This window comes from Exiguobacterium sp. PvP048 (genome assembly GCF_040549175.1).
In the GTDB taxonomy this organism is placed as follows: Bacteria; Bacillota; Bacilli; order Exiguobacteriales; family Exiguobacteriaceae; genus Exiguobacterium_A; species Exiguobacterium_A artemiae.
In genome coordinates this window covers 347,484-367,352 of sequence record NZ_JBEPSU010000002.1, presented here as the reverse complement: position 1 = coordinate 367,352, position 19,869 = coordinate 347,484, and the positions used below count along the sequence as shown (strand labels likewise).

Genomic DNA, 19,869 nt, shown 5'->3' with positions numbered 1-19,869 from the left:
TAACATACATCGTTTTATAGTAAGAGGTTTTGCCTGAAACAACAAGTCCTTCTTTACTGAAGACGCGTCCGGATCCGGACGATTTCATCGACCATCTCCTGATAACGGACCATGATTTCCTGACCGGTGAAGATCGGATCTTCCGCCAACGTTTCGAGTGCCCGCTTCAACAGATGGATTTTCGGTTTTTTCCGTTCCAATAATTCTTCGTAAATGAAATCAAGCACCTCGTCATGGGCTTCTTTTGATTCCTCTGAAATGACGGACAGTGTGATCAATTGCTTCATATGAGCATTCGTCTTCTCGAATAAATCTTTCCGGATGACGACCTCATCTTGCGGACGGTCGAGCCAGACCGACAGGAAGCGTGGCGGAATCAATTGTTCTTCCGTCCGGCTGACATCTTCGACGAGATGCGTCAACCGGTTGAAGACATAGCGGACGACCCGCTCCGGTTGCGTATTCCGTTCCGATTGCCGGAAGAAGTACATCGCATATTGCAGCATGCCGGTATAAATGACTGCTAAATCGAGCAGATACGGTGTTTTCGCTTCTCCGAACAAATCGCGCAACCGGTGATAGGTCCATTCGATTTCGAGCAGCCGGTTATTTTCCATGAACGCTTTTAATTCTTTTTCATTCGAAGCAATCGCTTCTTCAAACAACGTATACAGTTTGTACTTCTGCATCAGTTCGAGGTAGCAGTTCCCTTGCTGAATGAATGTCTCGTAATCCGAGACGTCGCGTCCGACCAGGATTTCTTTTCGGGCGTTACGCATCTTTTCGAAGACGGTGTTGAAGACATCAATGAACAGTTCGTTTTTCGACGAAAAATAATTATAGAATGTTCCTTTGGAGACGACACTTTGATCTAAAATGTCCTGGATCGAGGTTGACTGGTATCCTTTTTCGACGAACAGTTGGTAGGCAGCATCAAGGAGCTGTTTCTTTTTCGGGTTCATGTCATTATCCTTTTCTTTAAATGATCTGTTTTTCAAAAATCATCTATATACTTTAGTGTATAAAGCAAATAATTTGTAATGTTTTTCTTCAGACGGTAAGATAGCTAGGTCGTAGAATCAGTGTATAACAAAATAGACTTACTGTACAAAAGGAGCATAACGAAATGCAATCAACGAAGCAATCATCTCGTCTTTATTTAATCTTAGCGGTCTTGATGGCCGGCGCCTTCGTCGCCGTCCTGAACTCGACGCTGTTAAATATCGCTTTACCATCGATCATGAAATCATTCAACATTGAAGCCAGTACGGCGCAATGGCTGACAACCGGCTATATGCTGGTCAACGGAATCATGATTCCGACGTCGGCTTTTCTCGTTCAAAAGTTTTCGACGCGCCAGTTGTTCTTGACGGCAATGGGATTGTTCTCGATCGGCACAATTGTCGCCGGTCAAGCCGATCTGTTTCCGGTCCTGCTCGGCTCGCGGATGTTACAGGCATCCGGTTCCGCCATCATGATGCCGCTGTTAATGAACGTTTTGTTAAACGGCTTCCCGATCGAAAAACGCGGACAAGCCATGGGGATTTTCGGTCTAGTCATCACGTTCGCACCCGCCATCGGTCCGACATTATCCGGTTGGGTGCTTGAACATTATGAATGGCGGATGCTGTTCCATATCGTTACACCGATTTCCCTGCTGGTTCTCGTCATCGGATTCTTCTTATTAAAAAAAGAAGTCGTCACGAGTACACTGCGTCTTGAAAAACTTTCACTCGTCTTATCAAGCTTCGGCTTCGGCGGATTACTGTACGGCTTCAGTTCTGCCGGTTCTGCCGGTTGGGGATCGTGGACCGTCATTGGTGCTCTCGCCATTGGTGTGATCAGTCTCGCTTCGTTCATTATACGCCAATTCCGGCTCGATGAACCGATGCTTGAGTTCCGCATCTTTAAATACCCGATGTTCGCTCTATCGCAAGGCATTTCAATGGTCTTGAACATGTCGATGTTCTCGGCCATGATCCTGATGCCGATTTACGTCCAGACGATTCGCGGTATTTCACCGTTCCATTCCGGTCTCTTGATGTTGCCAGGTGCACTCGTCATGGCATTCATGTCACCAATCACCGGTCGTCTGTTTGACCGCTTTGGTGCCCGGGTCCTTGCCATGATCGGTCTGTCTTTGACCGTCTTGACAACTTTCTTCTTCAGTCGTCTGACGGCAGATACGGCGTATTCGTTCCTCGTCATCATGTACACGTTACGCTTCCTCGGTATCTCGATGGTCATGATGCCGGTTATGACAAACGGATTGAATCATATCCCGCAACATTTGACACCACACGGAACGGCGCTCAACAATACGTTGTCGCAAGTATCCGGTGCGATTGGTTCAGGACTGCTCGTTACGGTCATGACATCACGGACCGCTGACTATGCCAAAGAACTGACAGCAAATGCAACGCCCGGGACGAATCCGCAAACGATCATCACGCAATCGATGGTCGAAGGCATCAATGATACGTTCTTCATCGCCACGTTGCTCGCCTTACTGGCTTTAGGATTATCGTTCTTCATTAAGAAACGGAAAGTCGAGCAAGACGTCGTTCACATCGAAGAAGCACGTGAAAAAAAATACGCATAATCACCAAACAGGTCGTTTCTTCTCATGTCGAGTGAGAGGAAACGACCTGTTTTTTATTCGAGAATGAGTTGAAGCTGTTCCCGATTGAAAATCCGTTGATTGGTACTGCCGCGAATGGCTAAAGAGTGATCGTGAAGTCTCTGGATATACCGACCATCAATTAAACAGTCCACCTGTGACAGGATTTGTCGGGCCTGTGTATCATCAAGCAACTGTTCGAGCCGATAACCGGTAAACAGATAGATGTCATAGCCGGTCAATGCGTGGACCAGTTCGGATAACGCCTGCTGTTGCAAAAATGGTTCTCCGCCGGAAATCGTCACCCGGTACGAACCCATCTGTTGAATCTGTTCAATGACTTGCTCCACGCTACAGTCCTCTCCGCCTTCAACCGCCCAGGAATCCGGATTATGGCACCCGGGACAATGGTGGGGGCAACCGGCAAAAAAGACGACCGTTCGCAGACCCGGACCGTCGACGACAGAATCAGCGAGAATCTGAAGCAGCCGCATGTTTCACCCGGTCCTGTTCTTCCGCCCGCTTGGCAGGATTCCATCGGTCCATCGTTCCGACCAGATAACCGGTAATCCGGCGAATCCGTTCAATCTCTTCCCCGCCGCACACCGGACATGCCTGTTCCATTGTCTGTTCCGTCCGGCACGTCAAACATCGGTCAATCGGATGATTAATCGAACCGTACCCGATGCCCGATTCCGCCATCAGCCGGACGATATCTTCGATGGCTTCCGGATTTTCAGCGAGTGCCCCGTCCGTCTCGACATACGTGATGTGTCCGCCGTTACATAAGGCATGAAACGGTGCTTCGAGCCGGATTTTTTCCCGGATGGTCACGTTCGTCCCGACCGGCAGATGAAACGAGTTCGTATAATACGGCTTATCGGTCACACGTTCAATGACACCGAATTGTTCTTTATCTGCAACCGTGAATTTACCGGATAATCCTTCTGCCGGTGTCGCCAGGACGGAAAAATTCAGACCGGTTTTCTCCCCGTACTGATCGGCGATCGTCCGTATCAATCGAATCAAGGCTTGACCGATTCCGTGAGCAAGTTCCGATTCCCCGTGATGTTGCCCCGTCAGGACAATTAAGGCTTCCGCCAAACCGATGAACCCGACAGACAACGTTCCTTGCCGTAAGACGGGTTCGACCCGGTCGGATCCAGCAAGCGTCTCTCCGCCGCGCCAGATATGCCGGTACAAAAAAGTAAACTCATCGGCCGTCCGATTGGCTTGATAGTGATAACGTTCCAACAATTGTTCACAAATCAAAGTCGTGTACGTGGTAACGGCTTCAAACATCCGGTCCAGACTTTGTGTCATCAAAGCGAGACGGACGAGATTCAGACTCGTAAACGACAGGTTTCCCCGCCCGACGACGGACGCCCGGCCTTGCCGGTTCTCAAGAACTCGCGTCCGGCAACCCATGTACGCCACTTCTGTGTCCGGCGTATCATCCGCTGATTGATTGAACGGGGCATCGAGAAATGCGAAGTTCGGAAATAACCGTTTTCCTGTCACTTCGGTCGCCAATTGAAATAGATCGTAATTGGGATCCGTTGCATTTAGTGTCACCCCGGCCTTGATTTTAAAAATTTGAATCGGAAAAATCGGGGTTTCGCCTTTTCCAAGTCCCGCCCGTGTCGCTTCAAGTAGGGCGCGAATCAACATCCGGCCAAACATCGACGTATCCGTTCCGTAATTAATCGAGATAAAGGGAACTTGACCGCCGCCGCGTGAATGCATCGAATTCGTGTTATGAATAAACGCTTCACAGGCTTGATAGGTCATTTCGTACGTTTCTGACATTGCGTAGGCTCGCTTGCGCCGATTTGACCATTTCGGGACCACGTCATGAATTTTCTTCAATTGACGTTGAAAGGTTTTTTCGACAAACGGAGCTAGATCAAAATCGAACATCGGATAGGATTGCCCGCCGTGTTGCATATTCTGATTCGCCTGCATGATAATGGCGGCGAGTGCTAACGCCGACCGGATATCCTGTGCCGGACGTATGGATCCATGGGCCATGGTAAATCCATCTTGTAACAACCGGCCGAGCGGCAGTTGGACACAGGTCGTCGTCCCGGTCACGTAATAGTCGGCATCATGGATGTAGATGATGTTTTCAGCAAGCGCCTGTTTCGCTTCCGTTGACAGCAGCATATCCTGCATCATCTGTTTTGCAGTGACAGCTGCAAGGCGGTTCAGCTTGCCGAGCGGCGATTTTCCGTCGACATTGGCATTTTCCTGCATCTCATCCGTTGACGGATGCTCCACGATTTGTTCGTATAGTGTCTGTACGTCCATCTTCATCTCTCCCTAAATTCATGTGGTTTCTGTCTGTATCCCCACTATAGCGAGAGCTTTCCGAGACCGGCAATCCCTGCATATCTCAAATGATTTGCAAGGAAAACGGGTGTTTCGTCACGAAATGTTTTCAGAAAATCGTATGGAATTTGCTCTCATCCACTTTTCTTCTATCCTCTCCCGGTATGAGAAACCTCACTGTTCACGAAAAAACAGGACAGGATACACGGATGATTCTTTTCCGCACTTCCTGCCCTGTCCTATTTGATTTAATTCATTTCAATCAATGTATCGGAGACACTTGGTAACAATACCTTAAACACGGTACCTTCCCCTAAAATCGATTCGACATCAATATTGCCGTCATGTGCCCGGACAATTTCTTTACAAATCGAGAGACCTAAGCCCGTTCCACCGATTTTACGGCTGTCGGAATTGTCGACCCGGTAAAATTTGCTGAACAGATGCGGCATCGCACTGCTTGGAATCCCTAATCCAAAGTCACGGACACTTAACTCAATCTGATTGTGGTGATGCGTCAGCGAGATGACAACATCGCCGCCGTCCGGTGAATATTTGATTGCATTATGAAGTAAATTACCGAGCAGTTGTTTCATGCTGTTTTTATCCGCATGAATCAAAAACTCATGATTTTCATCGACATCCAGCTGCAGACGATGTTGTTCGGTTGACGCCTGATAAAAACGTGTCTGTTCCCGGACCGTATCAATCAGATCAAACACTTCTTTATCGTAGGAATGTTTCCCGGACTCCATCCGTTGAACATTTAAGAAATCGCTGACAAGATCCGTCAATCGTTTCGATTCATCATGAATCGTCTGCAGGTAGCGTTTGTTCCGTTCCGGATCCAGTTTGCGTTTGAGCATCAGTTCCGTGAACCCGTAAATGGAAGAAAGCGGTGTCCGCAGTTCGTGCGAGACGGTCGAGACAAGTTCCGACTTCATCCGGTCGACTTCCGTTTCCGCCGTCACGTCCCGGAATACAAGAATCGTTCCTTTTGCCTGTTCACTGAGCATGATTTCTTCCGCATAGACCTGAATGAAATATTCCCCTTGGTCAATCGATAACGAAAACATCCCCTCCGGAATCTGACCAGATAAGACTTCTTCAAAATATGCTTCAAATGCCTCTTTTTGATCGACCTGTTCAAACATCGTCTCCGGCCGCACTTCGAGGAATGTCATCGAATCGTTGTCTTCTTCGATCTGTAACGATTCGAAGATATCAAATAACGCCTGATTCCCAAGAATCGTTTTTTCGTCATGTTTGATATAGAGGATGGCTTCCCGGACTGAATTCAGCAGTTGGGCTGTCTCTTTTCGTTCGTATTCCATTTGTTCATACAGTGACATCCGCATCAAGGAAATCGCAATCTGTTTCGAGAACGATTCCAGTTCATTCAATTCTTTTGTGTTGAAGGGTTGATCGAACCGTGCCAGATAGAGGCAGGCAATCAGTTCATCTTTCGCCTGATCCATGATGGGGATGACGGCTTCATAAATGTAGTATGGGAAACCAATCAAACTGTCATTGGCGACTTTTTTCGAAGAATTGGCACGTTCTTTCGAAATCATAACCCGTTTGAGCAGTAACGATTCGGTTTTTAGGCTCTCCTGCTGTTCTTCCGTCATTTCTTTTGGAACGACCGAGGAGATCTCATTGTTTTTAATCAATAACAGGGCTCCAAACTCGGTTTTCGTCAAACGGACAATCGTACTGATGACCGAGGAATAATCAAACAAACTTTCCTTCGAAGCAAGTGTTTCAATCAGTTCATTACGGTCCTGCAGATGCAATTCGTTCGAACGTGTGACTTCGAGTGCCTGTTCCAGTTCCGTTTGTTTACTTTTAAGGGCTTCTTGATTCTGTTCCATCAACTGATTTTTTCGTGACAGCTCCGTGTGTTGCGAGGAGATTGAACGGGCCATCCGATAAAAGGATTCCGTCAGTTGCCCGACTTCGTTCTCCACCAGTACATCGTGTTCGAGCGAAATTGATTTTCCTTCCGCAAGTCGCTGACTTTTGATATTCAGTTCATGTAACTGCATCGTCAGCCGGCCAATCAACGGTCGGACGATGAATAATAAGCATAAAAGAAAAATCAATAAGTTCAAAAACCAGAACCACTGGGTTTGTTGCAGTTGAGCAAGTACTTGTTCCTTCGTCTGACCAGCCGAATTGTCGATATAAAGATAACTAGCGACAGATGTGAGTACACTCCAGACAAACACGCTGTAAAAAACGGCCATCAGCTGTCTCCCCAGTTTTTCAGTCATCCATTGTTTCATATTGCTAAAGCCTCCTACTAAAACTACAAAAATAAAGGTGTGATACGAAACAACAGTTCCGCATCACACCTTTATTTCCCTCAATCCTGCCGTTTCAATCCTGTCTCTTACGCTCCGTGGCGGCAATAACCGAAGATTACAGACTAATCCGATGGCATCAACGATTTGCTGTTTCGACATGGCGTCCGTCTGAAGATGATGCGAGAAGAGCGGATGGGAAAGCTCACGCAACCGGTCCTCGGCTTGTTTCCCGCCCCAGGACTGTCCGCGTTCAAATCGGCTTCGCAACCGGCGTCTGACGGTTTTCGGACTCGCCATCAACGTCACGTGATGCACCTGATGTCCGGTTTTTCTTAAGGCACCGATGATTTCTTCAAAATACGTACTATTTGTTAACGTCATCGGTACGAGGATGACGGCAGATGCCTGATCCAGCTGTTCAAGCAGGAGCAGATTTAAGCGGCGCCAAAGCGGCGCATCTTGAAAATCATCAGGCTGGTCCGCTTGCGGAAGCTGTTGACGCAACAGTTGACCTGTCAATTCGGGATCAAACACATGTGATCCTTTGATCCGTTGCTGCAATCCTTGTGCAGCCGTTGTTTTACCGACACCAAACGTTCCATTGATCCAAATAATCATTGTCAGGGTTCACACCTTTATCTTTCCTCTGAAGGAGTTTCATTTAATATACAATTTGAATAATCCATGGTGCAAGCACACTGGCAAGAACAGCCGTCAAAACCATCGTCAGCAGACCGACTGCGCCTTCGCGTTGATCAAGACTCATTGATTTCGTTGCCCCCATGACGTGAGCAATCGAGGCCAGTCCGACACCGCGTCCGACGAAGTGCCGGATTCGGAGCCCGGTCATCAACCGTGGCCCGACAATCGAACCGACAAGCCCGGTCACAAGCACGAACGTCGCTGTCAACGCCAGCGTCCCGCCGGACCGTTCCGAAATCGCCAAGGCAACGGGTAACGTAACCGATTTCGGCAATAATGCCAAGTTGGTCGCCCGGCCCAGATGCAGCAACAGACCAAGCAACAGGTCGGATGTCAAGGCAATCAACGTTCCGATCCCGACACCAAGCGTAATCTCAGGTAAAAACTTCCGGACATGATGGCGGACCTGATATAACGGAATCGCAAAGGCCGTAATCGCCGGTCCGAGCATCCGTGATAAATATTGTCCGCCTGCCATATAGGCGGCATGTGTTGTGCCGCTGATCGATAAAATGACAATCACGGCCGCCGTTACGGTCAGAATCGGTAAAGTCCAGACGAACGGAAATGTCCGGTATAACCAAAACGCGCCGCCAAACAGCAATGTCGTCAACACCAGCCAAAACAGTGCTTCACTCATGGACATCAATCCCCTCTTTGCGTCGGGCCAATCGATCGACGAGGAACGCGGATCCCGTTAATGTCAACAGACTGCTGATGATTAAAATCACCAGGACTTGAAGACCGGATTGACGCATGAACACCGTGTAGTCCATAATGCCGGACAAAGCCGGAACAAAAAATAACGGCATGACGAGCAACAGCAACCGTCCTCCCCGCTCGACGTAATCAACTTTAAGCAGACGACTTTTTAATGCCAGATACAATAAGATCAATCCGATGATATTTCCCGGTAACGGTAACTGCAATCCTCTACTCACCATATCCCCGAGCATGGCGAAACCGGAGATGAGGATGATCTGCAGTAGAATCGTTACACTTAACAATAGTTTTGAACGCATTCTGATTTCCCCTTGTTTAACGTATTCGGGTCTTATTATCCTCCTCACTTTGTGAACAATCAATGAAATAACCCCGATTCGTTCAAGTAACCGTTCTCACACCGTTTCTGTCCTTTTTCTGTTCTAGCACAAAAAAAGAAGAGCCACCTGTCGTAAGACAGGCATCTCTTCTCTTCGTTACGTGACGCGTTTAAACAGTTTTTCCAGTTCATACGTCGTCCATTCGATGATGACCGGCCGACCGTGCGGACAGGTGAACGGCATCTCGGTTTTGGCGAGGTCAACGATCAACTGCCGCATCATCTCATGATTCAGTGGATGATTCGCTTTGATCGATTTTTTACACGCCATCATGATTGCCGCATCTTCCCGGTACGTTTCAAGATCGACCTTGCGTTTCATCAACGCTTCATCCATCAGTTCCTGAATCGTCTCCTCCTGCCGGTGCGACGGGAACCAGGTCGGAACTTCCCGGACGATGAAACTTTGGGGACCAAAGGCTTCGAGCTCAATCCCGACATCGCGGAGGAGCGGCAATACTTCGTCCATCCGCCGCATGTCGTCACTCGCAATCTCAAACGTATACGGTAGCAACAGCTGTTGTTTCTGCTCGAGCGGACGACCGAACATGACCTTATACGTCTCATATTTAATCCGTTCCTGGGCGGCATGCTGATCAATCAGATACATTCCATCCGCACCCGAACAGACGATATACGAAGAATGAAGCTGACCGATGACATCAAGATGCGGAAATTTCGGACCCGTCGCGACCGGCTCATCTGTTTGTTCCGGTACCGGCTCATCCGGCATATCGATCGATGGATCCGGTGGTTGAATCCGGTTGGCTGACGGGACATGTTCGTTCCCCGCTTCCGTCCGTTTCGGAATCGGATAATTCCAAACGGATCGCGAAGACAGTTCCTCAACCGGCTCTGCCACATAGGAAAATTCCAACTTCTCCTGCGCACTCGGATCTTTTTTAGGTTTTTGCGGTGTCACTTTCGGAATCAATGTCTGCCGGCTGAGTGTTAAGCGGATCGTCTCCTGAATCAGTTGACAAAGTTCCGCTTCCTTCGACAGACGGACCTCCCGCTTCGCCGGGTGGACATTAACATCAATCAGCAACGGATCCATCGTCACTTCAATGACGGCAATCGGAAAACGACCGATTGGCAGCAAAGTGTGATAACCGTTTAAAACGGCTTGTGTCAGGGCAAAGTTTTTCACCGAACGCCCATTTAAGATCAAGGTAATGTAATTTTTCGATGCCCGGGTCACTTCCGGCTTCACGAGATGACAAGTCAGTTGATAATCGGCCGTCGTGCCGGTTGAAACAAGTGTCCCCTGAATCGTCTGATGCCCGTAGACACTGGCAAGAGCCTGCCGGACATCCCCCGAACCATTCGTCTGAATCAAGACTTTGCCTTCATGGACCGCATACAATTTGACATCCGGATGGGCAAAAGCGACCCGGTTTAAAATGTCCGTGATGGCCGCCAGTTCCGTATGCGTCGTTTTGAGATACTTCAGCCGGGCCGGTGTATTAAAGAATAATTGTTCGACCGTCAGCTCTGTCCCCCGATTCATCGCAATCGCCGACCGATCCGTCAGCCGTCCGCAATCAAGTATCAGCTGAATCCCTTCCTGCTCTTCCCGTTTCGTCTTTAAGGTCACTTTACTGACGGATGCAATCGAGGCCAAGGCTTCACCACGGAATCCAAGCGTCTTGATGCGGAATAAATCGTGTTCATCCTTGATTTTGCTTGTCGCGTGCCGGACAAACGCCAGTTCCGCGTCTTCCGGATAAAAACCGTGTCCGTTGTCACGGATCGTGATGCGTTTCATTCCCGCTTCTTCGAGTTCGACATCAACCTGTGTCGCTCCCGCATCGAGTGCATTTTCCACCAGTTCCTTGACGACAGAGGCAGGCCGTTCGACGACCTCACCTGCCGCAATCCGGTTCGCAAGCGAATCGGACAGTTCCCGAATGATTCCCATGCCGGACGACCTCCTTATTTTCTCGCTTCCGCCTGCAGACGGTAGAGCGTGTTTAATGCTTCAAGTGGTGTCATATTGATTAAATCCAGTGTCTGGACCGTTTCCCGGACCGGGTCCGTCTCCGCAAAAAGACTGAGTTGATCAACCGGTTCCGCCTGAACGACCGGCTCTTTCGGTGATACGACGGTCCGTTCCTCTGTTTGCTCGAATTCCGATAACAGGACTTCCGCCCGGGCAATCAGGGCATCCGGTAAATCAGCCAGACGGGCAACGTGGATTCCGTATGATTGATCGGCTTTCCCGTCCCTTACTTCATGTAAGAAGACGACCCGTCCATCCTGTTCGACAGCCCGGACATGGACATTCGCGAGACGCGGCATCGAGTCCTCAAGGACCGTCAACTCATGATAATGGGTCGAGAACAGAGTCTTCGCCCCGACGTGCTCCGCGATGTGCTCGACGATGGCCTGTGCGAGCGCCATCCCGTCATACGTCGATGTCCCGCGACCAATTTCGTCGAGGAGAATCAACGAACGGTCCGTTGCCCGTGTCAACGCTTCCTGCGTCTCGACCATCTCGACCATGAAGGTCGATTGACCGCTGACTAAATCGTCCGCTGCTCCGATCCGGGTGAAAATCTGATCAAAGATCGGTAACTCGGCCCGGCTTGCCGGGACAAACGATCCGATTTGATGCAATAAGGCAATCAAAGCAAACTGGCGCATATACGTCGATTTACCGGACATGTTCGGTCCTGTGATTAACAGCATTTCCCGGTCTTCATTCAGATTGATGCCGTTCGCAACATACTCCCCGCGTGGCAATACCGTCTCGATGACCGGATGTCGCCCGTTTTCAATCATTACATTCCGACCCGTCAAGGTCACCGGTCGGACGTAATCATGCCGTTCAGCGGTTTCCGCCAAAGCGACGAGAACATCAAGTTCGGCAATCCGCCGGCTGACCCGTTGCAGACTTTCGATGTGTGTCTTCACCTGATCGCGGACCTGACAAAACAGTTCGTATTCCAGCGTAATACTTTTTTCCTCAGCTCCGAGAATCAGTGCTTCCTTCTCTTTCAGTTCCGGCGTCACATACCGTTCCGCATTCGCAAGTGTCTGTTTCCGTTCGTAACGCCCTTCCGGCAACAGTTTGGCATTGGCCCGCGATACTTCAATGTAATAACCGAAGACCCGGTTGTAGCCGATTTTCAACGTCTTAATCCCCGTCGCTTGCCGTTCACTGGCTTCAAGCGTTGCCAGCCACGTCTTCCCGTCTTTTGACGCCACCAGTAATTCGTCGAGCGCCGGATCAAATCCGGTCCGGATCATTCCGCCATCTTTCGTCGAAATCGGTGGAGCCTCGACAAAAGCACGGTCGAGCAGATCGGTTAATTCATCGTGCGGATCAAGTCCAAGTGCCAGCTGTCCGAGCCGGTCACTGAGTAATTCTTCCAGTGCCGCTTGAATCCGCGGAATCAGACGCAGCGTTGACTTCAACTGGACGAGATCGCGGGCGGAAGCCGTCCTGTATCCGACTTTTGCGACCAATCGTTCCAAATCATAGACTTCCCGCAACGTATCCTTCAACTGTTGACGCTCGAAATAATGAGCCAACAATTCTTCGACGGCATCCAGCCGCTCGGCAATCGTGTGTTGCGAAAGCAACGGTTTTTCGAGCCAGCGCTTCAGCATCCGGCCACCCATTGCCGTACCCGTGACGTCAAGCAGTCCCAGTAACGATCCTTTTTTATCGCCGGTCCGAGCAGACCGGACCAGCTCCAGATTTTTGACCGTATTCGGTTCGAGCTGCATGAAGTCGGCCGCTTCGTAAACGATGGCCGGTTGCAGATGGGCAAGCGACCGTTTTTGCGTATCATGCATGTAGGCATAGAGCACAGCAAAGGCATCTGCTTGTGCCGCATCAATCGCCCTGTCGCCGTGCGGATGGGTTTCCCGGCGCGTACTTTGTGTCAACGGAATCTGCAAGTGGCTGAGTGCCGCCTCGTGTTCACTTGACGTGACGACAATTTCACGCGGCAGGATGATACTCAATTCTTTTGCCACGGCATCAAGTGTCGCAACACTCGTCAAGGCACTTTCACCGGTCGAAACGTCGCCCCGGGCAATCCCGAATCGTCCGTCCTGTTCGACGACGGCGACGAGATACCGGTTTTCTTTTTCCGTCAACGAGGACATCAGCGTTCCCGGTGTAATGACTTGGACGACTTCTCGTTTAACGAGACCTTTCGTCAGCTTCGGATCTTCGACCTGATCACATAAAGCCACCTTATAACCGCGTTCGATCAATTGTTCGATATAGCCGTTTGCGGCATGGTGCGGTACACCGCACATCGGAATCGGGTGTTCGGCATTCTTGCCGTTTTTCGCTGTCAGCGTCAATTCCAGTTCATGCGCCACTTGTTTGGCATCTTCAAAAAATAATTCGTAAAAATCACCTAACCGATAAAACAAAAAGGCATCCGGATAGTCGGCCTTAATCGAAAAATATTGTTTCATCATCGGTGTGTTATGGACTGCTTCCATGCTGTTCACCCCATTCGCGTAAAAAGCCGACGGGAATCCGTCGGCTTTTCCCATTCAATTCATTGATTAATAGCCGCAACCGCCGCTTTTATTTTCCGCTTCCATCCCGCTGCCTGTTTTCCCCGCCAGGACATCACCGTCTGTCGCTTCGATAATTTGATCTGTGATTCCGTTTGAAATCGTTACCGTCACGTATTGAAGGAGTCCGTTGACTTCTTCCTGTGATTCCTGGAATTGCTGGACGACCGGCATTTCATCGAGTTCTGCGAATAATTTATCCAGTTTTGCTTCGACACGTGCCAAAGCTTCCGTTTTGCCGTAGTGCTGGCAGTTGACGGCTTCTTTTTGCAGGAACTTGATTTGTTTCATCATCTTTTGAACTTTTTCGTTCCCGTTGATGTTGGCTTCAGCGGCTTTGAATCGTTCCACCTCTGACGTTTCGGAAATCATTTTCGCGATTTCATTGGCCTTTTCGATGATTTGTTCATCTGTGTACATATACATTCGTCCCCTCTATCGGAAGCGGTGATTCCGCTACGCTTATCGTATCTGCGAACGATGACTCGTTCTTAACGCATTCATTATACCGTTCTCATTGAGGGGTGACAAGAATAGTTCCTTATTCAATCGACCGCCATAATAAATACGCAGCATGACTCCGATACGGGGCAAATTCTTCCGCAAGCAGAACCGCTTCCTCGACACTCGGGCGTGTACCGTGCAACCGCTCAAACGCTCGCAAAATACCGATATCCGATGCCGGAAACAGATCTTCCCGTCCGTAACCGAACATCAGGACATTTTGCACCGTCCAGGGACCGACTCCTTTTAAGGCAATCAGCGTCTCGGCAATCGTGGCGTCTGGCGCTTCCGTCAGCCGCTCGAAATCGATTGCGGCCCGTGCGGCACCAAGCAAATAGTCGACTTTCCGGCCGGATAGTTGCAATGCCCGAAGCTGTTCCGGTTCGACATTCACCAGTTGCTCTGCCGTCGGCGGGAAAATTACACCGTTTTGTTCCGTGCCGAACGTCCGGCAGAAGCGTTCCATCAGCACTTGCGCAAATGCCAGATTAATCTGTTGATGGATGATGGACCGGATCAGTGCCGTAAACGGATTAATATCCAGGACCAGCCGCTCCGCACCAAACGTTGACACGACTTCTGAAAGCGAAGTCTCTGAGAGGTGCTGACTTGGGTTCGTCGTATCCAGACGAAACCGACGGCGCAACAGTTGCACCATCGGTTCCTGTGGACCTTCTCCGGATAAGAGCAGTTCGCGGGAACCGACTGCTTCCACCTGACCGATAAAGTTCCCTTCCGGCAACATAACCGGTACGAACAACCGCCCGTCCTGTTCAACTTGTAGCCGGTCACCGCGAAGCCGCTTTCGGATTCCGGCAAAGTCATAGTCGTCTTCTAACCGTAAGTTCTTCTGCCACATACCATCGCTCCTTCAACCAATGAATAGTTTGATTCCACCGAGAATCAGACCGATGAAAAAGCCGCAGATCGCACCGTTGACACGAATCCATTGCAAATCATTTCCGACTTTATCTTCAATCATATGAATCAACGTTTCCGTATCAAATCGATTTAAGTTTTCCCGGACCAAGCCACCGATTTTTTGATGGTTTTGATCAACGAACCGAACAAGCTGGTCTTTCATCCAGCGGTCACTTTCTTCTTTGAACGTCGGATGCTGATCCCACTCGTTCAGCGCTTGGTTCATCAACGGTAAAGCACGGTTTTCCCAGAAAGAGTCGGATGCGAGATACGTCTTCAGTTCCTCGATTCCTGCCGTGTAAGCCCGGTTCAAGACCGGTTGCAAATCAAAACGATCAACTTCTGTTGCTTTCCATTGATCAATTTTTGCAAGCCGCTCTTCATCTTGCGTCAATTGTGCCAAATTCCGGCGGACATGATCAAGAATCGCCAGACGGTTCGGGTGATGCACCTGCTTCATATCTTCAATCACACTCAGCAGGACCGATTGAATGACAAGGCTCAACCGTTCTTCCGAGTAGACTTTTTGGACGGTTTTCGCCGTAACGCGTAAAAAGGTGTTTTTTTCCTGATCAATCATCGCGTGGTACGCCAGACGACCGATTTGATCCCGAATAACCGGATCTTCAAGCAGGCGTTGTCCGTATCCGAGCAATTGATCGATTGCCAGCTCATCGAGCCGCCGTTCCTCGTTTAATCCCATCAGCCGTTCTGCCAACCGTTTCGACGGATATGCTTTAACCGTATCGGAAATCCGGTCATCGACGACTTTCAGAATCGCCTCTTTCGGCAGTTTGTGTAAAGTACCCGTCAGCAGTTCCGTCACCGTCGAACGAAATGCCGGCAACAGGACAATCGAACGCAATAATTTGATGAAACGGTCGGCGAGTGTCATATGCCGCAACTTTTCGACGATACTTTCTTTATTGAGCAAATCTTTCTCGAGCATCTGGACGATCGACCCGATAACGCGTTCCCGGTTTTTCGGCAACAGGTTCGTATGGGGAATTTTCAGTCCGAGCGGATTGCGGAATAACGCCGTGATGGCGAACCAGTCCGCAATTCCGCCGACGAGACCTGCTTCAAAGCCGCTTTGCAGCCAGAACACCCAGTTGTTTTCTTTAAACGGCAACGAGGCGATAAAGCCGACTGCCATAAAAATCAGGGACACGGTCGCAAGACGCCGCGTCGATGATTTGGGTTTTAGTTGTTGTTGCAAGATGGTTCCTCCTTCTCGCTGCGTTTTTTTTGTCATACTTCGTATACGTTTTGAAACGGATACAAGTTTCGACATGAAAGAGTCCCAGCCTCAACCGGACTGGGACTCATTATGTAGTTAAAACGTAAATTCACCGAAATTTTCGCCGTCCCATGTCGCAGTCGCTGTCGACACAAAGTAGACGAGTCCGTTTCCGAACGTATTTTCCATCAATGAAACAATCTGATGACCGGCTGTCTGTTCGACGAATGCCAATCGGACTTCTTCTTTTCCTTGATAAATTCGTTCATAGACGCTTAATCCCCGGGCATTGATGAAGGTGCGGGCGTTTGTAAAAATCAACGGCCCGACTTCCGGGCGACGTTCTTGAATGAAATGTTGACACTTGTCCTCAAACTGATTCAATCTCGTTCACTCCTTCTCTCTCTTTTTTCTCTCATGATTATGTACTTCCCGTCTCGCCTCAATCATAATCCTGTTCTCTAAAAAAAGCGACCATCCGGCCGCTTCTTTCACGATTTACCAAATTCATGCTTAAATCTTCACACCAAACTCGCGGGCGACATGAATCGCCGATGTCGTCGCCCCGATTGTCCCGGCACCTGGAAATACGGTATCACCGATGATATAAAGTCCCGGCACCCCCGTCCGAAACGAGGCTGCCTGAAACAGACTGGTCGACGGCAACTGCGGATAGCCGCCAACACCGCCGTCCGGGCGTGACGTATAGCGGACCCAGGCACCCGGTCCGCCGGGATGGCGTTCGATCGCTTGATCTTTGAAACCCGGAAATTCGCGTTCCAAAATCGTTTCGAATGTTTCCTGCATGGCTTTAACTTGCCGGTCATATTGCGCACGGTCGTCGCGTGCGAACCGGCCGATCGGAATATGACAGGACATCGTCAATGTCCGACATCCGATTGGTGCCCGGTTGAGATCTCCCGGTCGAGATAACGAGATGAACGCATGGCCGGACGGCAACATCGGATCGTGAATTTGCCGAAATGCCTGATCGTCTTGAATGATTGTCTCGGGAATCGCTGCATAGTAGGTGAAGGTCGCCCATTGCGACAAACCGGCTTGCCGCTTGTATGTCCGGCGTAAGACCGGTTTCAAGGACGGACTGACGAATTGCTGCACCGCTTCGAGCGGAAGAGCACCGATGACGGCGTCTGCAAGCAGGAGTCGCCCCCGCCGGTCTTCCAGCAAAAAGCCGTCTGCCGTTTTCCGCACCGATGTGATTTTCCGACCCAGTAACACGGTCGCTCCGTCCGCTTCAGCAGACGCTTTCAGACGTTCGGCGACCTGATACAATCCACCCGGAACATAATAGGCGCCGTCATGATAAATCGATAACGCCACGGCTCCAAGCAATGCCGATGCTTCCTTGCCCGTCTGCATGCTGTCTAGTAAAATTCCGTCAATCAATTGGGCAAAAATCGTCCCGTCCAACTGATGTTTCCGGAGCATGTCACCTATCGTCCGTGTCAGATAAGGCAACAGCGGCAGACTTGCTTTCGTTTCTTTGACGACCATCCGAGCATCATCCCATGTCTTGAGCGGCAACGCCGGTAAGGCCTGCATCAACGGTCGGACGTGCCGCTGAATCCGGTCCACTTCGTCAAAAAAGTCTTGAATCGCGTCTGCCTGGCTGCGGAACTGTTCCTTCAGATGACGAATGAACCGTGTACGGTCGCGGTAATAGAGGATCTCGTACCCCGGAAGCTTAATGGTCATGACGGTATCGAGCAGTTCTACAGGCTGGTCGATTTGCAGGTGCCGCAACACCCGTTCATGAATGCCGCCCGACTCAAAACCCATTCCGAGCGTTGCACCGACCGGGTAAGTGAAATCTTTCCGGGTAAACTTCCCCGCCGATCCGCCCCATTCGCGACTCCCCTCGCACAAGGTGACGTCATGTCCGTGTCGAGCAAGTAAGGCGGCTGCGGTGACTCCGGCTATCCCGCCCCCGATGATGGCAATCCGTTTCATGACGATTCCTCCTCTGTTTCTGTCACCAGATTTTCTTTAAACAAGAAATTCCGGACTTCCTTAAACACCGGTTCGCGGCGATGAATCGTAAAGTGATCATATTTATAAGATTTCGTTTGGATATTATCCGTATACGCATCGAGTGCAAACGAACTTTTAAGCGGAATCAAATTGAAGTCTCCGCCCTTCGCGCCAAAGGAATAGACGAGTACATCACGCGGCCAAGTGTCGAGCCGGTCTTTCAGATTTTTCATCGCCGCTGAATTTTCGGCTAAATCCTGGATCGCCGGACTGTTTGTATTCGTTCCGAACGGAGCAAGCGTCAGCCCGAGCGTCGCATAATCAGAACCGCTGATCGGCGCATCAAGTGTCACGAGTTTTCGGACATGATACGGGATGTCTTCTTTCAGCGTATAGGCGACGACATCGACTCCGCCCATACTGTGACCGACCAGTTGGATGTCGGTGAACGTCGCCCGTTGTTTCCGGTCATACTGTTCAATCGCTGCACTGAGCCATTTTTGTTGATTGGCAAGACTGGCTTCATCGTCTTCAAAAACAATCCGGACAAGCGGATAGCCGGTCGTGGACGGTTTAACATCACACACGACTTTTCCGTTCCGTGAGACGTCACATCTGCCGCCGTCATCCGCGAGCTTTTTTTTCGTAAAATTATCAATCATCGGCAGAAACGTCCGCTCGGTCCCGAACAAACCATGGACCATGAAGGTCGGTGTGATTTCACCGACTTGCGGCGTGACAATCTGTTTCGTCGGCGGTGGGGCACTCGATGTCTCGTCGGCAAAGAACCACCACGCACTGCCTCCGACAAGCAGACAGACAAAGACCGAAATACCAATCGTCTGCAATTGTTTGCGCCGTAATTTCCGGACGTGATGCACAATCCAGAACACGAGCAGACAGAGACCAATCAACAGAACGACACCGGTAATGATCCAGCCGGTCGGATTCGGAACGTAAGCAATCAGTTGTAACTGGTTGGCCTTCGTCCCGTACAGTTTCCACGAGACATTGTTATGATTCGCCCAGTCGATTTTTTCCCCGTTTTGCAGACCGATCACTTTCGGTCCATGCAGGTTGATTTCGATATCCGCCTGCCGGAGATAACGATCGGCTAATTTTTTGACCTGTCCGGTCGGCTGATACCCTTTGATATTCAAACGATCGATACTTAAATCAATGTTCGTGTCCAACCGGTACGTATTAAACCAAAATCCTTTTTCCTGTTTGACTTCATACGTCGTATCCGGCGGAATCAGAATGCCGCCGATACCCGTTTTCCATTCATCTTTAATCGTCGCCAAGTCTTCGAATTTTGCAAATTTCTTTTCCATCCGGATGCCTTCATAATCATCCTGCGTCTTAAACGTTTCTGCCGCATAACCGTTTTTCTCCGCCTGCTTGGCATACTTACTCCAGTCCGGATTCAAGTTAAGTAGTCGCGCCACCGGGTGCTCTTTTGCGGCATATGTCGTTTTTAAGGTCACGCTTTTGTCGGTATGGACCGTCGCATCGTACTGGATCCGGATACAGCCCCCAAGTACCATCGCCATCAAGGCGAACGACAGCACAATGAGTTTTTTTTGTTTGCTGATCAAACTGT

The 19,869-nt window shown here is 49.9% G+C and carries 16 protein-coding genes; 1 reads left to right on the top strand and 15 read right to left on the bottom strand.

What is annotated here, in order from left to right:
• Positions 1-53: 53 nt before the first annotated feature.
• The gene (locus ABIC15_RS06355; protein ID WP_012369956.1) at positions 54-962 is read right to left on the bottom strand and encodes a TetR/AcrR family transcriptional regulator; all 909 of its coding nucleotides are present in this window, start codon (positions 960-962) and stop codon (positions 54-56) included.
• A 164-nt stretch (positions 963-1,126) separates the two neighbouring features.
• On the opposite strand from ABIC15_RS06355, the gene ABIC15_RS06350 reads away from it, so the two are divergent.
• Positions 1,127-2,602: a DHA2 family efflux MFS transporter permease subunit gene (locus tag ABIC15_RS06350; RefSeq protein ID WP_354020093.1), complete on the top strand. Its 1,476-nt coding sequence runs from the start codon at positions 1,127-1,129 to the stop codon at positions 2,600-2,602.
• Between the two features lie 53 nt (positions 2,603-2,655).
• Here the strand turns inward: ABIC15_RS06350 and nrdG are convergent, their stop codons facing one another.
• The 14 genes from nrdG to ABIC15_RS06280 all read right to left on the bottom strand — a co-directional run bounded on the left by nrdG (position 2,656) and on the right by ABIC15_RS06280 (position 19,864).
• The gene (gene nrdG, locus ABIC15_RS06345; RefSeq protein WP_012369954.1) at positions 2,656-3,114 is read right to left on the bottom strand and encodes an anaerobic ribonucleoside-triphosphate reductase activating protein; all 459 of its coding nucleotides are present in this window, start codon (positions 3,112-3,114) and stop codon (positions 2,656-2,658) included.
• A complete protein-coding gene (locus ABIC15_RS06340; protein WP_214765279.1) occupies positions 3,089-4,930 on the bottom strand; it encodes an anaerobic ribonucleoside triphosphate reductase in 1,842 nt (613 codons plus the stop codon). Before ABIC15_RS06340 ends, nrdG begins: the two co-directional genes overlap by 26 nt.
• A gap of 269 nt (positions 4,931-5,199) precedes the next feature.
• Positions 5,200-7,239: an ATP-binding protein gene (locus tag ABIC15_RS06335; protein WP_012369952.1), complete on the bottom strand. Its 2,040-nt coding sequence runs from the start codon at positions 7,237-7,239 to the stop codon at positions 5,200-5,202.
• A 63-nt stretch (positions 7,240-7,302) separates the two neighbouring features.
• Positions 7,303-7,878: an AAA family ATPase gene (locus ABIC15_RS06330; protein ID WP_214765280.1), complete on the bottom strand. Its 576-nt coding sequence runs from the start codon at positions 7,876-7,878 to the stop codon at positions 7,303-7,305.
• A 43-nt stretch (positions 7,879-7,921) separates the two neighbouring features.
• Positions 7,922-8,602 carry an LrgB family protein gene (locus ABIC15_RS06325; protein WP_041261537.1) on the bottom strand — a complete coding sequence of 227 codons (681 nt, stop codon included), beginning with the start codon at positions 8,600-8,602 and terminating at the stop codon, positions 7,922-7,924.
• On the bottom strand, positions 8,595-8,984 hold the full coding sequence (locus ABIC15_RS06320; protein WP_012369949.1) for a CidA/LrgA family protein: 390 nt from the start codon (positions 8,982-8,984) through the stop codon (positions 8,595-8,597). Before ABIC15_RS06320 ends, ABIC15_RS06325 begins: the two co-directional genes overlap by 8 nt.
• 177 nt (positions 8,985-9,161) lie before the next feature.
• On the bottom strand, positions 9,162-10,985 hold the full coding sequence (mutL, locus tag ABIC15_RS06315) for a DNA mismatch repair endonuclease MutL (RefSeq protein WP_354020090.1): 1,824 nt from the start codon (positions 10,983-10,985) through the stop codon (positions 9,162-9,164).
• A 14-nt stretch (positions 10,986-10,999) separates the two neighbouring features.
• Positions 11,000-13,531, bottom strand: a complete 2,532-nt coding sequence (gene mutS / locus ABIC15_RS06310) for a DNA mismatch repair protein MutS (RefSeq protein WP_354020088.1) — start codon at positions 13,529-13,531, stop codon at positions 11,000-11,002.
• 66 nt (positions 13,532-13,597) lie between these two features.
• The gene (locus ABIC15_RS06305) at positions 13,598-14,035 is read right to left on the bottom strand and encodes a YlbF/YmcA family competence regulator (protein ID WP_012369946.1); all 438 of its coding nucleotides are present in this window, start codon (positions 14,033-14,035) and stop codon (positions 13,598-13,600) included.
• A 115-nt stretch (positions 14,036-14,150) separates the two neighbouring features.
• Complete coding sequence (locus ABIC15_RS06300; protein WP_354020086.1) at positions 14,151-14,972, bottom strand: DNA-3-methyladenine glycosylase family protein; 822 nt, start codon at positions 14,970-14,972, stop codon at positions 14,151-14,153.
• A gap of 12 nt (positions 14,973-14,984) precedes the next feature.
• Positions 14,985-16,253, bottom strand: a complete 1,269-nt coding sequence (locus ABIC15_RS06295) for a DUF445 domain-containing protein (RefSeq protein ID WP_354020084.1) — start codon at positions 16,251-16,253, stop codon at positions 14,985-14,987.
• Between the two features lie 117 nt (positions 16,254-16,370).
• A complete protein-coding gene (locus ABIC15_RS06290) occupies positions 16,371-16,658 on the bottom strand; it encodes a hypothetical protein (RefSeq protein WP_012369943.1) in 288 nt (95 codons plus the stop codon).
• A 129-nt stretch (positions 16,659-16,787) separates the two neighbouring features.
• The gene (locus tag ABIC15_RS06285; RefSeq protein WP_354020082.1) at positions 16,788-18,245 is read right to left on the bottom strand and encodes a phytoene desaturase family protein; all 1,458 of its coding nucleotides are present in this window, start codon (positions 18,243-18,245) and stop codon (positions 16,788-16,790) included.
• Positions 18,242-19,864, bottom strand: coding sequence for a DUF3153 domain-containing protein (locus tag ABIC15_RS06280; protein ID WP_354020081.1), 1,623 nt, complete (start codon positions 19,862-19,864; stop codon positions 18,242-18,244). Before ABIC15_RS06280 ends, ABIC15_RS06285 begins: the two co-directional genes overlap by 4 nt.
• Positions 19,865-19,869: the final 5 nt, after the last annotated feature.

What these genes read in the sequence shown, in the direction of transcription:
- ABIC15_RS06355 (WP_012369956.1), bottom strand. Translation starts at nt 962, where the DNA reads ATGAACCCGAAAAAGAAACAGCTCCTTGATGCTGCCTACCAACTGTTC.
- ABIC15_RS06350 (WP_354020093.1), top strand. Translation starts at nt 1,127, where the DNA reads ATGCAATCAACGAAGCAATCATCTCGTCTTTATTTAATCTTAGCGGTC.
- nrdG (WP_012369954.1), bottom strand. Translation starts at nt 3,114, where the DNA reads ATGCGGCTGCTTCAGATTCTCGCTGATTCTGTCGTCGACGGTCCGGGT.
- ABIC15_RS06340 (WP_214765279.1), bottom strand. Translation starts at nt 4,930, where the DNA reads ATGGACGTACAGACACTATACGAACAAATCGTGGAGCATCCGTCAACG.
- ABIC15_RS06335 (WP_012369952.1), bottom strand. Translation starts at nt 7,239, where the DNA reads ATGAAACAATGGATGACTGAAAAACTGGGGAGACAGCTGATGGCCGTT.
- ABIC15_RS06330 (WP_214765280.1), bottom strand. Translation starts at nt 7,878, where the DNA reads ATGATTATTTGGATCAATGGAACGTTTGGTGTCGGTAAAACAACGGCT.
- ABIC15_RS06325 (WP_041261537.1), bottom strand. Translation starts at nt 8,602, where the DNA reads ATGAGTGAAGCACTGTTTTGGCTGGTGTTGACGACATTGCTGTTTGGC.
- ABIC15_RS06320 (WP_012369949.1), bottom strand. Translation starts at nt 8,984, where the DNA reads ATGCGTTCAAAACTATTGTTAAGTGTAACGATTCTACTGCAGATCATC.
- mutL (WP_354020090.1), bottom strand. Translation starts at nt 10,985, where the DNA reads ATGGGAATCATTCGGGAACTGTCCGATTCGCTTGCGAACCGGATTGCG.
- mutS (WP_354020088.1), bottom strand. Translation starts at nt 13,531, where the DNA reads ATGGAAGCAGTCCATAACACACCGATGATGAAACAATATTTTTCGATT.
- ABIC15_RS06305 (WP_012369946.1), bottom strand. Translation starts at nt 14,035, where the DNA reads ATGTATATGTACACAGATGAACAAATCATCGAAAAGGCCAATGAAATC.
- ABIC15_RS06300 (WP_354020086.1), bottom strand. Translation starts at nt 14,972, where the DNA reads ATGTGGCAGAAGAACTTACGGTTAGAAGACGACTATGACTTTGCCGGA.
- ABIC15_RS06285 (WP_354020082.1), bottom strand. Translation starts at nt 18,245, where the DNA reads ATGAAACGGATTGCCATCATCGGGGGCGGGATAGCCGGAGTCACCGCA.